This is a genomic window from Marinobacterium rhizophilum DSM 18822 (assembly GCF_000378045.1).
Lineage (GTDB): Bacteria > Pseudomonadota > Gammaproteobacteria > Pseudomonadales > Balneatricaceae > Marinobacterium_A > Marinobacterium_A rhizophilum.
In genome coordinates this window covers 96,189-110,783 of the sequence record NZ_KB899096.1, presented here as the reverse complement: position 1 = coordinate 110,783, position 14,595 = coordinate 96,189, and the positions used below count along the sequence as shown (strand labels likewise).

Genomic DNA, 14,595 nt, shown 5'->3' with positions numbered 1-14,595 from the left:
GGCTAGCAGCTGCACGCTTCAGGACCCGCAGAGGACAACTGGGACTTGTTCATAGATTCCCTAGCTCCTGTCCCTGGAACTTTCGGTTTTGGCTCGGTATTGCTGTGGCGATAAGCCAGTCCAGTTTTTGAAGGCACGGGTAAAGCTTCCCACTTTGGCAAAGCCAAGCCGGAATGCGATCTCATTGATTGAAAGGTGCGATTGTTGCAGGTACTGCAGCACTAGATCCTTGCGCAGCTGATCGAGAATTTCCTGATAACTGGTGCCCGCCAGTTTTAGCTTGCGCTGCAGATTACGCGGACTCAGATAAAGTGCGCGAGCGATTTCAGCTTGGTCGGCATGTTGCGCTTCCAAGGTTTCCAAAAGTTTGGCATAGACTTGGTTGACCACATCGTGACGATCCAAACGTGCCAGGTACTCGGTGATCAAACGGTCATTCAGCACTGCTAATTCGGCGTTGCGTGTGGGTAGCGGTTTGCTTAGGTCAGCCCTGTCAATCAGCAACCGGTTGGCTGGCGCCGAAAATTTGACCGGACAGCGGAAAAGCCGTTCAAACCCCTCAATATTCTTTGGGGGTGGGCGAGTAAAAGATACTTCCAGCGGTCTGAATTGCCCTTCAGCGATATGCCGCCCAGTGAGGGCGACAGTGGCCATGATCGCATCCATGTCGACATCGTGTAGTAGCTCCTTATACCACCGCGGAAAGCTCATCGTAATCGCGGCCCCTGAATCGTCTGATTCCATGGCGATGGTTAACGCAGTGTTGAACATGCGCTGGTGACGAATCAGACGCTGAAAACTTTCTTCCATACAGGCGCTGGCCCAGATCGAGATTCCCAGCGCGTGCCAGGAGGTCGGGCGGATATATTTGGCCACCATCAGCCCAAAACTGTCATCGCCGCTAGCCACTGTGGCTGACTGGAGTACCTGGCTGATCCGAGTCACCGGAAAACGCGCGTTGGTATCGAGGGCGCGTGACAGATTGATTCGATTGGCGCGAAAAAGACCCTCCGCATCGAGTTTGTAATGATCGATTGCGCGGGCAATGGCCACGGCCCAGCCTCCAATAACAGTCCCTTCCTGTTGCGTAACGGTCATAACTCCCCCTGAGAGTGGCCTGCTTTGATTTAATTTAACCTATAGCGCCATTCGTTTCACCAATTGCGACCAGAGATTGATGAGGGTTATCCCTTAATACATGCTGTGGCCATCGCCCGTTTGGGCACAACAAATAAACGCCCAGCTTTAGGCGTACAGGGGAGAGCAAATAATGAGCAAGCGTGAAGTGGTGGTTTTGAGCGGTGTTCGTACCGCTATCGGTACCTTTGGCGGCAGCCTCAAGGGGCATGCCCCCGGTGATTTGGCAGGCTTAGTGGTGCGCGAGGCGGTGAGTCGGGCGGGCGTGGAGCCTGAGGCGGTTGGCCACAGTGTTTTTGGTCACGTCATTAACACCGAACCTGCCGATGCTTACATGGCTCGCGTTGCTGCGATTAAGGGCGGCCTGGCGCAGACGGTTCCCGGGGTCACGGTGAATCGCCTCTGCGGTAGCGGCCTGCAGGCGGTAATCAGCGCCGCACAACAGATTGAGACCGGGGTTTGCGACAGTGCGATCGCCGGTGGTGCCGAAAACATGAGCCGAGTGCCGTATTGGCTGCCTAATGCCCGTTTCGGCTACCGCATGGGTGATGGCCAACTGGTTGACGCCATGGTGGCGGCGCTGAACTGTCCGTTCGAAAAGGTCCATATGGGCATGACCGCCGAGAACATTGCCGAGAAATGGGGCATCAGCCGCGAGGAACAGGACCAGGCCGCCACGCAAAGCCACAACCGCGCCCAGCGCGCGCTGGAGCAGGGCTATTTCAGTGAGCAGATCGTTCCGGTGGAACTGAAATCTCGCAAGGGCGTTACCCTTTTCGATACCGACGAACATGTGCGCCACAACTGTACCACCGACGAGATGGCCGGTCTGAAGCCGGTATTCAAACGTGATGGCACTGTCACCGCCGGTAACGCGTCGGGTCTTAACGATGCCGCCGCCGCGCTGATGCTGATGGAGCGGGGCGCGGCCGAGGCGCAGGGACTCAAGCCGATGGCGCGTCTGGTGGGCTACAGCTTTGCGGGTGTGGATCCCAAGTATATGGGGATAGGCCCGGTGCCCGCGATCCGGCAGTTGCTGGAACAGGCCAATCTGGCGGTTGGCGATATCGACCTGTGGGAAGTTAACGAAGCCTTCGCCGCACAAGCGCTGGCAGTGGCCAAAGATCTTGAACTTCCCACTGACAAGCTCAACCCCAACGGCAGCGGCATCTCGCTGGGTCATCCGGTGGGAGCCACCGGCGCCATCATCACCGTCAAGGCGCTGCATGAGCTGGCGCGCATCGAGGGGCGTTACGCCGTGGTCAGCCTCTGCATCGGCGGCGGTCAGGGTATCGCCGCGCTGTTCGAGCGCCTGTAACTCTTTTCCCTCCAAGCGTTTTGATCAGGCGCTGGCCGGAGTTGGCTACTTTTTCGCTGGCATGGGCGGCGCTCAAAACGTATCAGATTATCGGAGTTGAATATGCTGTTTAATGGATTCAGGTTGCAGTTGAGGGTGGATCACGGCATCGCTGAACTGCGTTTCGAGCGTCGCGATGGGCCGGTCAATACGTTGGATCACGTTACCCTGAGCGAGCTGCATCAGGCGCTTGAACTGCTGCAGCAGGAGAGCGGGGTGCAAGGGTTGCTGCTGACCAGTGGCAAGCGGGATTTTATCGTCGGTGCCGACATTAACGAATTTTCCGAGCTGTTCGGACTGGACCATTCCGCGCTGACAGCCAGCCTGCGCCAGACCCACGCGCTGTTCCAGCAACTGGAAAACCTGCCTTATCCCACGCTGGCGGCGATCAACGGGATGGCACTGGGGGGCGGCATGGAACTGACGCTGGCTTGCGATTACCGCGTGCTGGGTGAAGCGGCACGTGTTGGCCTGCCTGAGGTGAACTTAGGTATTTATCCTGGCTGGGGCGGCACGGTGCGTCTGTCTCGATTGGCCGGTATTGCCACCTCGTTGGGGTGGATCTTGTCAGGACGCCCGCAGCGTGCCGGCGCCGCCCTGGAAGCGGGCGTGGCTCATCAGGTGGTTGCCGATGCGCAGTTGGGCGACGAGGCACGGGCCTTCCTCCTGCAGCAGATCGATGCGGGGGACGACTTCACCAGTGAGCGGCAGCGCAAGCAGCGCCCTCTGGTGCTGGATGAGGCAGCCCAGCAGCAGTTGTTTGAGGCCGCCAAGCAAGTCGCCCGTCAGCACGGCGATCACTACCCGGCACCGCGTGCGGTACTGGAGCTGGTGCGTGAACATGCCGAGCTACCCTTTGATCAGGCGCTTGAGTGTGAACTGAACGGTTTCCCCGGCGTAGCCAAGGGACCTGTGGCCAAGAGCCTGGTCGGGCTGTTTCTCAGCGATCAACTGGTCAAGCGCAAGGCCAAGGCGACCACGTCCGAGGCACGCAACGTCAGTCAGGCGGCGGTTTTGGGTGCGGGTATCATGGGTGGGGGAATCGCCTACCAGTCCGCCAGCACCGGTACCCCCATTCGAATGAAGGACATCACGGGCGACGCGTTGGAGCTTGGCATGCGCGAGGCGGACAAGTTGCTTGCCAAGCAGGTAGAACGTGGTCGTCTCGGCGACGCCAACCGGCGCGCCGTTCTGGAAACCATCATGCCGACCCTGGAGTACGACGGCTTTGACGCGGTCGACTTGGTTATCGAAGCGGTGGTGGAAAACCCCAAGGTCAAAGCCAGTGTGCTGGCTGAAGTGGAGCGTGCGGCACCCAACGCGGTGATCGCCTCCAATACCTCGTCGATCTCCATCAGCCAATTGGCCGAATCGTTACAGCATCCGGAAAACTTCTGCGGTATGCACTTTTTCAACCCGGTGCACGCCATGCCCCTGGTGGAGGTCATTCGCGGCAAGCAGAGTTCCGATGCGGCGATTGCCACCACCGTGGCCTACGCGGTGTCCATGGGGAAAACCCCGATTGTGGTCAACGACTGTCCGGGCTTTCTGGTTAACCGCATCCTGTTTCCCTACTTTAATGCGTTCAATCGCCTGCTGAAGGACGGTGTGGACTACCAGCGTATCGACCGCGTGATGGAGAGTTTCGGCTGGCCGATGGGGCCGGCATTCTTGGCCGATGTGGTCGGATTAGACACTTTGGTGCATGCAGACGCGGTCATGGTCGACGGCTTCCCGGAGCGAATGGGGCACGACGGCCAGACCGTGGCCGAAGCGATGCTGCGCAACGGTCGCCTGGGGCAGAAGAACGGCCGCGGCTTCTACCGCTATGGCGTCGACGAGCAGGGTAAGCGTTTTAAGGCGGCGGAGGACGAAGTCTACGGCCTGGTTGAGTCCCTGGCCACCTCGATGCCGGAAATCAGCGACCATGAAATCGGCGAGCGGATGCTGATCCCGCTGTGCCTGGAAGCGGTGCGCTGCCTGGAAGAGGGCATCGCCGACAGTGCCGCGGAAGTGGACATGGGCCTGGTGCTGGGCCTCGGTTTCCCCCGTTTCCGGGGCGGTCCGCTGCGATACATCGATACCCTGGGCATCGAGGTGTTCTGCAATTTGGTGGAAAAACACCAAAACCAGGGCCCGCTTTATCGCCTGACCGACGGTCTGCGCCAGCGGCGTGCCGGGCAAAAAACCTTCTTTTAATCGTCACCTTCAAACATCGAGCGCCGCGGCTTGCGCCGCGGCGCCACGGAGCCTCGCGCGGGCTGGGCTCCCTTCACCCATGAGGATTTTGCTATGCCAGAATATCAAGCGCCGTTGCGCGACATCCGCTTCGCGATGAACGAACTCCTGGACTTTGAAAGCCACTACGCAAACCTGAATGGCTGCGAAGATGCGACGCCCGACCTGGTCGATGCCATTCTCGAGGAAGGGGGTAAATTTGCAGCCCAGGTCCTGTCGCCCCTCAATCAGGTCGGCGATCAGCAGGGCTGCACCCTGGTAGATGGCCAGGTCAGGACGGCGGAAGGCTTCAAGGAAGCTTACCAGCAGTACGTGGAAGGGGGTTGGCCGTCGCTGGCCCAGAATCCCGAGTTTGGTGGACAGGGCCTGCCTGAATCGCTGGCCGCGGTGATCGCTGAAATCAACGGTACCGCCAACTGGTCCTGGGGCATGTACCCCGGCCTGAGTCACGGTGCCATGGCGACGGTGCAAGCCCACGGCACCCCTGAACAGCAGGCCATGTTCCTGGCCAAGCTGATCGAGGGGCTGTGGACCGGCACCATGTGTCTGACCGAGCCCCACGCCGGTTCCGACCTGGGCCTGTTGCGTACCAAGGCAGAGCCCGCCGAGGATGGTACCTACCGCATCACCGGCACCAAGATCTTTATCTCCGCCGGCGATCACGATATGGCCGAGAATATCGTGCACATCGTTCTCGCGCGCTTGCCTGATGCGCCGGCGGGAGTGAAGGGCATCTCCCTGTTCCTGGTGCCCAAGTTCAATATCGATGGCGACGGCAACCTGCTGGATCGCAACAGTGTTTCCTGCGGATCGCTGGAGCACAAGATGGGCATCCACGGCAACGCCACCTGCGTGATGAACTTCGACGGCGCCAGGGGCTACCTGATCGGTCAGCCGGGGCGTGGTCTCAACTGCATGTTCACCTTTATGAACAACGCCCGCCTGTTCGTGGCCCAGCAGGGCGTTTGTCACGCGGAGCTGTCCTATCAGGGAGCCTTGACCTACGCCAGGGACCGCCTGCAGATGCGTTCGGCCAGTGGCGTCAAGGCGCCGGATAAGAGCGCCGATCCGATCATCGTCCACCCGGACGTGCGGCGCATGCTGCTGACCCAGAAGGCTTATGCCGAAGGTGGCCGGGCATTGACCTACCTGCTGGCGCAGCAGGTGGACCGGGCCCATAAGGCGACCGATCCGGACGACCGCGAGGACGCCGAGAAGCTGCTGGCCCTGCTGATTCCCATCGCCAAGGGTTTTCTGACCGAAGCCGGCGTCGAAGCTGCGAACCTGGGGATACAGGTGTACGGCGGTCACGGCTTCATCAGCGAGTGGGGCATGGAGCAGATCCTGCGCGACGCCCGTATCGCGCCGATTTACGAGGGTACCAACGGCATTCAGGCGCTGGACTTGCTGGGGCGCAAGGTGATCGGTTCCAAAGGGGAACTGCTGGAACACTTTATCGGCCATGCCAACGCCTTTATCGATTCTCAGGCTGATAATGCGGCCATGGCGGAATTTGTCGCCCCCCTGCAGGCCAACCTGCAGCGCTGGGTAAAGCTGACTCACACCGTGGTAGCCCGCACCCAAAGCAACCCCGATGAGCTGGGGGCCGCGAGCTTCGACTACCTGATGTATGCCGGCTACACGGTGCTGGCGTATATCTGGGCACGCAGTGCCGCGGTTGCGCAGCACAAGCTGGATGCGGGCAGTGACGAGACGGCCTTCTACCAGGCCAAGCTGACCACCGCCCGGTTCTTCTTCCAGCGCCTGTTGTCGCGCAACGAAGGCCTGGCCAGGAGCCTGGAGGCGAGCGGCGAGACCTTGATGGCGATGGACGCGCAGGCGTTTTAATCTCGCCTCGCGTACGGCGGCGCCCTTTGAGCCTCCTGGGCACGGGGGCGCCTCCGTAGCGGCCGTATTGGTCGAAGGCGTATCGACGCTGGGAGTCCATCGCGCTTCTGCGCCTCAAGAGGCTGAGCAACAGTCGGAGAAAACACGATGAACACATCGATCCGCGGCGAACGCCGGGGCAAGATCTTTGCGATCAGCCTGCAGCGTGCGGACAAGAAAAACGCCCTCACCACAGGGATGTACGAGGTGTTGACCGAGCTGTTTGCCGAGGCCGACCGGGACGCGGCGGTAGCGGTAATCCACCTTACCGGCAGTGGTGACAGCTTCTGTGCCGGCAATGACCTTACCGACTTTATGTCGGCGGCAGAGCGGGGCGAAACAGATAGTCCTGGGCGAGCATTTCTGCAGCAACTCCATCGTCAGCGAAAACCGATAGTGGCGGCGGTCAACGGCGTGGCGGTCGGTATCGGCGTCACTCTGTTGCTCCACTGCGACCTGGCATACGCCGCCGCCGGGGCGACTTTCCGACTGCCTTTTGTTGACCTTGGACTGGTTCCGGAGGGCGGCAGCAGCGCCTTGTTGCCACAGATGCTGGGCCACCGGCGGGCGGCAGAACTGCTGCTGGCGGGCCGGAAGTTTGATGCCGAAACGGCGGTCGTGATGGGGATCGTCAACGAGGCTTGCCCAGCCGATCAGCTGCAGGCGCATAGCTGGTCGATGGCTGAGTTGTTGGCCGCAAAACCGTCACAGGCGTTGCTGGAGGCCAAAGCAATGTTGAAAAAGAATCCCGGTCGGCCCCTGGCGGCGGTGATCGACAGCGAGATTGACCAGTTTATGGCGCGCCTTGCCGGCGAAGAGGCGCAGCAGGTACTGCGCGGGCTGATGAAACCAGGCGCCTAGGGTCAGTTGGCGTCTGAGCGGGTGATCAGCGCCACAACCGTGTCGGCGATCTCTTCCAGGTCCTGGCGTTCCACGTAGATACCGTCGATCAGCAGGCGCGCCAAGCCGTGCAGTGCCGCCCAACTGGCCTGCGCGGTTCGCAGCGCGCAGTGGTCGGCGGGCAGTACCCGCTGACGCTGCATCCGTTCCACCAGGTCGACCCACAAGCGGAAGCTGGCCTTGGAGATCTGTTGCAGCGACGGCGTGGGGCTGCCGCGCTTCCAAATCTCTTTGCCGTACATCAGGTCGTAGGTTTGTGGATTGTCGTTGGCGAAGCGGATATAGGCACGCACCCACCGAGTAAACAGCGCCTGGCTGCTAGCGTCGTCCTCGACGTCGAGTATCTCCCGGATCATGCGGTCCTGGGCCTCAAAGCCGATTTCAGCGATGGCGCACAGCAGGGCATTTTTATCCTTGAAATGATGATAGGGCGCCGTGCGTGACACGCCAACCTGGTCGGCCAGTCGGCGCATGGATAAACCTTCGATACCGCCGTCGCGAATGATGGCGTTGGCAGCATCGATCAGTGCGGGGCGAAGTTCGCCGTGGTGATAAGGCTTGGTGTCTGTCATGGGAGCAACTTAGATTTTTAACTTGACGGTGTCAAGTTTCGACGATAACTTGACGGTGTAAAGATTGGCCGAATAAGAACAGTTCGCCGGCCAACCAACGGCATAGAGAGACTCAGACATGACTGCAAACCGTTATCCGCACTTGATGGCGCCCCTGGATCTTGGCTTTACCACGCTCAAGAACCGGGTATTGATGGGTTCCATGCACACCAATCTGGAGGAGCAGCCGGGCGGCTTTGAGAAGCTGGCGGCATTTTATGCGGCGCGAGCCCGTGGTGGCGTCGGGTTGATCGTCACCGGCGGGATTTCACCGAATCCGGAGGGGGTGGTGTTTCATGGCGCAGCGAAAATGGATGACGAGGCGGAAGTGCCGCACCATCGCATCCTTACCGATGCGGTGCACGCCGCCGGTGGCAAGATCTGCATGCAGTTGCTGCACGCCGGGCGCTACGCGGCCACCCCGGTCGCCGTTGCTCCCTCGCCGATTCGGGCGCCGATCAGCAAATTCACGCCGCATGAACTCACCGATGCCCAAGTGGAGAAGCAGATCGACGATTACGCCCGCGCCGCCAAACTGGCGCAGCAGGCCGGCTACGACGGGGTCGAGCTGATGGGCTCCGAGGGCTACCTGATCAACCAGTTTCTGGCCGCACGGACCAACCAGCGCAGCGACCGCTGGGGTGGCAGTTACGAGAACCGCATGCGCTTCCCGCTGGAGGTGATCCGCCGGGTGCGCGAGCGGGTGGGCGCGAAGTTTATCGTCATCTACCGGCTGTCGATGCTCGACCTGGTCGAACAGGGCAGCAGCTGGGAGGAGATCGTGACGCTGGCCAAGGCTGTGGAAGCGGCAGGCGTGAACATTATCAACACCGGCATCGGCTGGCACGAAGCGCGCGTACCCACCATCGCCTCCAGTGTGCCGCGGGCCGCCTTTACCGGCGTGAGCGAAAAGCTGCGTGCCGAAGTCACGGTGCCGGTGATCACTTGTAACCGCATCAACACGCCGGAAGTGGGCGAACAGGCGATCGCCTCCGGCCAGGCGGACATGATCTCCATGGCGCGGCCGTTCCTGGCGGACCCCGACTTTGTTGCCAAGGCCGCGGCCGGGCATGCGGAGCAGATCAACACCTGCATCGGTTGCAACCAGGGCTGCCTCGACCACGTGTTTGTCGGCAAGATGACCACCTGCCTGGTCAACCCACAGGCCTGCCGCGAGGATGAACCGGCGGTGGATCCCACCGACGCACCGCGGCGCATCGCGGTGGTGGGAGCGGGACCTGCCGGAATGATGGTGGCGGCGGTCGCCGCCGAACGCGGCCACAAGGTCACCCTGTTCGAATCCCGCACCACCCTGGGCGGCGAATTCGAAATCGCCGCGCGGATTCCCGGCAAGGAGGAGTTCTACGAGACCCTGCGCTACTACCAGAGCCGCTTTGAACAGGCGGGGGTGGAAGTGCGTCTGGGACAGAGTGCCAGCAGGGAGCAGCTGCTGGCGGAGGGGTACGATGACGTGGTGGTGGCCACCGGCGTACGCCCCTGGACACCGCCGATTCCGGGCACTGAGAACGCCGAGTACCTGGACTACCTGGATGTGCTGGAGCACGGCAAGCCGGTGGGGCAGCGGGTGGCGATCATCGGTGCCGGCCCGATCGGATTTGACGTGGCCGAGTACCTGACCGAATCCGACGAGCATGTGCACCAGGGCAAGGAAGGCTTCATGGCCGAGTGGGGGGTGGACGCCCGTTTCGAGACCCGTGGTGGCCTTACCGCACCACGGCCCGTACCGGCAGTGGATCGACAGATCTTTATGCTGGAGGTGCGTGACATTAAGGTGGGCTCCGAGCTGAGCAAAACCACCGGCTGGATCCACCGCGAAGTGCTGAAGAAGCGCAACGTGGCGATGTGGGGCGGGGTTACCTTCAAGCAGGTCGACAGCGATCGTATCCGACTCGAGCACCAGGGTGAGGAGAAGATGATCGAGGTGGATACCGTGATCGTCTGCGCCGGCCAGCGGGCCCGCGCCGACTTGGCCGAGCAGCTGGAGAGCTGCGGGGTGGCCGTGCATCGAGTCGGTGCGGCGCGCGATGCCCGCGGTATGGACGCCAAGCTGGCCTTTGCCGAGGCGCTGGAACTGGCCAACTCACTCTAAGTTGGCGATCCGTTTAGGTAATCGGCAGGCGGTGGCGGTAGCCCGTCACCGCCTTGCCGCCGACCAACCCTCGGCACTTGCCCGGCGGTCATTCCTCACCGTCCACTCCTGATTTCAGGTACCTCCCATGTCGATTACCCCGAATCCGGCAATCCCAGCACCAACAGACTGCGCCACCGATAGCGTCGATGGCTATGTCGATGTGAAGGATGAACCACGCCATGTTCCGCGCTTTGAAAACGACTATGCGCGGGTCTACGATGTGCGTTTCAAGCCGGGAGAGCATTCGCTCTACCACCGCCACAGCGTCGATACCCTTTATGTCGCGGTCTACGACACACGGGTCTTTGACCAGACCTATGGCGCGGATCACGGTGTAACCCATGAGCTACCGGCAGGGCTGTGTGGCTGCCGTCCCCATGGCCGTGAGCCGCTGATCCACCGTGTGCGTAACGAGGGTGCGGGGCTGATGCAAATGATCGGCGCCGAACACAAGCGGTCGCCGCCGGTGGTCGCGGAGCGCCCGCTCGAGGCGCCCCTTCATACCCCGGTCGCGGATCCGTTCAAAGGGGAGTCCATACGCTGCTACCAAATCGATCTGCAACCAGGGGAGTCCACCGGCCTGGTGGAATACCCCTTTTCGGGCCTGCTGGTATCCTTCAGCGACGCGACGCTGGCGGTCGGCGACGGTCGAGCCACTCAAGTTGTCGCCTTTGGCCCCGGAACCTTCATCTGGCATGACGGGCCGATCGCACGTCAGCTGCACAATGTGGGCAAGACACCTTTTCGCGCTGTACTGGGCGAATGGCGCTGATCACGGCTGGGAGCGGTCCTGACCCCGCTGAGCGAGGGTGGCTCTTGCCGCTCTCAGGTCGGCGTAGTCGGCGCCGGCCGGGAAAAGTCCGCAAATGCGGGAGAGGTGCTGGCGGGCGTCTTCGGCCCGCCCCTGGTGCTGCAGGCAGTCACCGAGCGCTCGGGTCGCTCGCAGCTCCAGCAATCGGGCGCCCTGGTGCCTGGCAATCGAGATGGACCGGCGCAAACAGCCTTCTACATCCTCGACCTCTTCGGGCCGGCGCTGCTGCAGCGGTGTCCGCCGGATCAGGAGCTGCGCCTTCAGGAAGAAGAGTTCGGCCTCGAATACCGGTTCCTGCTGCCGGGCCAGCACGTGCTCGGCTTCGGCCAACTGCGTCAGTGCCTCCTCGATAAGACCGGCCTTGCCGAGGGCATCCGCTTCCAGGGTCAGAAAGTGGGAATGGAAAAGCCGGGTCTCGGTCCGGTGAAATGCGGCCAGGCCTTCGCGGATCTGCTCGATACCCTCGCGACCGGCGGTCTGGTCCACCATCGCCCATCCAGATAACACCTTGCCATAAAGCAGCCAGATGGCAAAATTATGCTCCCGGGCGAGGTCGATGGCCGCTTCTGCGCAGGCTTGAGCCTGGTCGCTCTCCCGGCGCACGCGGTGCCGCTCAGCGGCGAAACAGAGGGTGGCGGCCAGACTGAAGAGGTGGCCGCGCTGGCGGGCCATTTCAATTGCTTCTGACATCATGCGTTCTGCCTGGCGCGAATCACCCATCAGCTCCAGCACCATCGCCATCAGATAACGGCTCCAGACGCCGGGCTCGAGCCCGTAAAGGATGGCATGCTGGCTGTGGAGCCGGGCATCGTAAAGCTGCAGCGCCTGTGCCAGATGCGCGTAGGCGTCTTGAAGCCTGCCGAGGAAGAAGAGTACCGAGCCCAGGGCGCAATGGGCCTGCAGCAGGAAATCGCGATCCTGTTCCTGTTCCGCCAAGTGGAGCAGCTGCTGTCCAAGCTCGCTGGCGGTCTCGTGCTCGGCACGTACAAGGTAATGATTCCTGAGCCCGGCCAGGATAAAGGAGAGGTCGGCCGTCGATCCCACCTGCCGCTGCAGCGCCAGGGCGCGGCGATAGGTCTGTTCCACCTCGGAGGCTGCATGGCCTCTGACGGCGATCAGGTTGGGTCCCAGCGAAAGCTGCAGTGCCAGCTCATTTCGGGCGCGCTCCGCCGTATCCGGCAGCTCCTCGAGCAGCTGCAGTGCCCGGCTGAGATGCCCAATGGCTTCTTCGTTGGCGGAACGTTGTGCAGCCTGCCGTCCGGCACAATGCAGAAACTGTACGGCCTTGGGCAGGTTTCGTCCCTGCGTATAGTGGTGCGCCAGCTCGTTGCAGTGGTCCTCGAGGTGTCCTTCGAAAAGGGTTTCGATGGTCTCGGCTGTGCGTTCATGCAGCATTGCACGCCTTTCCTTCAGCAGACTGCCGTAGGCGACTTCCTGGGTCAGGGCATGCTTGAAGCTGTACTCCACTTCCGGAAAAGCCGGGCGCTCATAGAGAAACTCCCCATTCTGCAACTCTAACAGCAGGCCACGCAGCTCGTCGTCTTCGAGGTCGACGACGTGCCGCAACAGGCTCCAGGAAAATGCTTTGCCTATCACCGCCAGTTTCTGGAGCAATGCCTTCTGGGCCAGGGGAAGACGATCGATTCTCGCGCTCAGCACGCCCTGAACGTTGGTGGGAATGTGCAGAACGGCAGGGAGCCGATTGAGCCGGTATTGGCCACGTACGCCACAGAGTACTTGCTCCTCGACCAGGGTCCGGACCACTTCTTCGAGAAAGAAGGGGTTGCCTTGCGTCTGCTCCATGATCCCTGGCCTGATCGATGCTAGGCTGGCATCTTTGCCCAGCAGAGCGTCCAGCAGCTCTGCGGATTCGTCGCCCCCGAGCGGCTGCAGACGGATCTGATGGAAATGGCGGTATCCTTCCCACCGGTGACGGTATTCGGGCCGGTAGTTCACCAGCAGCAGGATCCGCGCGCCGGCAATGTCTTCGATCAGGCTTTCGAGAAAGGCCAGGGTTTCGCGATCCAGCCACTGCAGGTCTTCGACGATGACCACCAGGGATTGCTCGAGGCTCTGGCGCATCAGCAGTTGTTTAATCGCGTCGAAGGTATGTTGCCGTTTGAGGCTCGGATCCATCTGCGCCAGGTCCGACGTCGACTCGTCGAGGCCGAGTAGAGGATCAAGGTAGCGTCGGCTCGCTTCGAGTTCCGGATCCAGTGCCTGCAAAATGGCGGTCACTTTTTCGCGGCATTGGCGCTTGTCGTCGCGGGCGCCAAATTTAAAATAATTCTTCAGCAGCTCTATCAAGGGAAGGTAGGCAAAGGCCTTGCCGTGGGACACCGAAAAGGTTTCCAGTACCCGGCAATCGCGTTCGCAACGGCGCTTGAATTCGAAAAACAGACGGGACTTGCCAACGCCAGGCTCGCCGACAACGCCAACCACCTGTCCCCGTTGCTCGCGTGCCCGCGTCAGCGCCTTCGATAGCCGCGCGAGTTCGCGCCGCCGGCCGGTAAAGCGCACCAGCCCACGGTGTGCCGCAACCTGCAGCCGGGTGCGCATCGCACCGACACCCTCCAGCTCGAAGGTCGTGACGGGATCGGTAATGCCCCTGACCTTTATCGCCCCGAGTGAGCGGCACTCAAAATAGCCTTCGGCCAGTCGGTGGGTCGTCTCGCTGAGGACGATGGATCCCGGCTTCGCCAGCCCCTCGAGGCGCGAGGCCAGGTGTATGGTCTGCCCGACCGGATCGTAGTCGGTACGCAGGTCCTCGGTACGAATCGAACGCACCACCACTTCACCACTGTGAATGCCAACACGGATCTGTATCGGGCGTGCTTGCGCCAGACCGCGACTGGCGCAATAACGCGCCATTGCATCGCGCATGCGCAGTGCAGCGAACAGCGCGCGTTGGGCATGGTCTTCATGCGCGATCGGTGCGCCGAACAGGGCCAGAATACCGTCACCCAGGGACTTGGCGACATAACCCTCATAGTGATGGACCGCCTCCATCATCAGTTCCAGTACCGGATCGATCAGGCGGCGGACCTCTTCCGGGTCGAGGTGTTCGATCAACGCCGTCGATCCGGCCATATCGGCGAACAGCGCCGTAATGATCTTGCGCTCGCCCGCAACGGCGCCTCTCGCCTGCAATGCGATCTGCTCGGCTCGAATACGGTCGGCGAGGTGGCGGGGCGTATAGTCGATGGGGGCAGCCATCTCGGGATGAATGGAGGCTGATGGTCGATCACCGAGTGAAGCGCCACAGGCTTCACAGAATCTGGCGGCTTGATTGACCCGATGGCCACAGCGGGGACAGGCATGCAGCAGCAAGGTACCGCACTGGCTGCAGTACGTTGCGCTTTCCGACGTCTCGCATCCGCAATTGACGCAACGCATCATTGCCTCGTCTGTCCGGCCACCTCGGTTCACCGGCAGTTCTTCGGTCGGTGTTCCGGGCTAGCCGGTAGCGCGCCGTGACCTTGCGAATCTGCTGGGGATCCTG

At 61.6% G+C, this 14,595-nt stretch carries 9 protein-coding genes; 6 read left to right on the top strand and 3 right to left on the bottom strand.

Annotated features, from left to right (window positions below; genetic code table 11):
- Positions 1–60: 60 nt before the first annotated feature.
- Complete coding sequence (locus F451_RS26725) at positions 61–1,098, bottom strand: AraC family transcriptional regulator (protein ID WP_020681340.1); 1,038 nt, start codon at positions 1,096–1,098, stop codon at positions 61–63.
- Positions 1,099–1,270: 172 nt separating this feature from the next.
- Here F451_RS26725 and bktB point away from each other — a divergent pair, with 172 nt between their 5' ends.
- The 4 genes from bktB to F451_RS0110535 all read left to right on the top strand — a co-directional run bounded on the left by bktB (position 1,271) and on the right by F451_RS0110535 (position 7,480).
- A complete protein-coding gene (bktB, locus tag F451_RS0110550; RefSeq protein WP_020681339.1) occupies positions 1,271–2,455 on the top strand; it encodes a beta-ketothiolase BktB in 1,185 nt (394 codons plus the stop codon).
- Between the two features lie 102 nt (positions 2,456–2,557).
- Positions 2,558–4,693, top strand: a complete 2,136-nt coding sequence (fadB, locus tag F451_RS0110545; RefSeq protein WP_020681338.1) for a fatty acid oxidation complex subunit alpha FadB — start codon at positions 2,558–2,560, stop codon at positions 4,691–4,693.
- A 93-nt stretch (positions 4,694–4,786) separates the two neighbouring features.
- A complete protein-coding gene (locus F451_RS0110540) occupies positions 4,787–6,580 on the top strand; it encodes an acyl-CoA dehydrogenase C-terminal domain-containing protein (RefSeq protein ID WP_020681337.1) in 1,794 nt (597 codons plus the stop codon).
- A 147-nt stretch (positions 6,581–6,727) separates the two neighbouring features.
- The gene (locus F451_RS0110535) at positions 6,728–7,480 is read left to right on the top strand and encodes an enoyl-CoA hydratase-related protein (RefSeq protein ID WP_020681336.1); all 753 of its coding nucleotides are present in this window, start codon (positions 6,728–6,730) and stop codon (positions 7,478–7,480) included.
- A gap of 2 nt (positions 7,481–7,482) precedes the next feature.
- Here F451_RS0110535 and F451_RS0110530 read toward each other — a convergent pair whose 3' ends face one another.
- Positions 7,483–8,091, bottom strand: coding sequence for a TetR/AcrR family transcriptional regulator (locus F451_RS0110530; protein WP_020681335.1), 609 nt, complete (start codon positions 8,089–8,091; stop codon positions 7,483–7,485).
- 118 nt (positions 8,092–8,209) lie between these two features.
- On the opposite strand from F451_RS0110530, the gene F451_RS0110525 reads away from it, so the two are divergent.
- Both F451_RS0110525 and F451_RS26720 read left to right on the top strand, forming a co-directional pair.
- Entirely contained in the window at positions 8,210–10,240 is a 2,031-nt protein-coding gene (locus F451_RS0110525; RefSeq protein WP_020681334.1) for an oxidoreductase, read from the top strand.
- Positions 10,241–10,367: 127 nt separating this feature from the next.
- A complete protein-coding gene (locus tag F451_RS26720) occupies positions 10,368–11,054 on the top strand; it encodes a hypothetical protein (protein WP_020681333.1) in 687 nt (228 codons plus the stop codon).
- Here the strand turns inward: F451_RS26720 and F451_RS0110505 are convergent, their stop codons facing one another.
- Complete coding sequence (locus tag F451_RS0110505; RefSeq protein ID WP_026291672.1) at positions 11,055–14,489, bottom strand: adenylate/guanylate cyclase domain-containing protein; 3,435 nt, start codon at positions 14,487–14,489, stop codon at positions 11,055–11,057.
- Between the last annotated feature and the right edge of the window lie 106 nt (positions 14,490–14,595).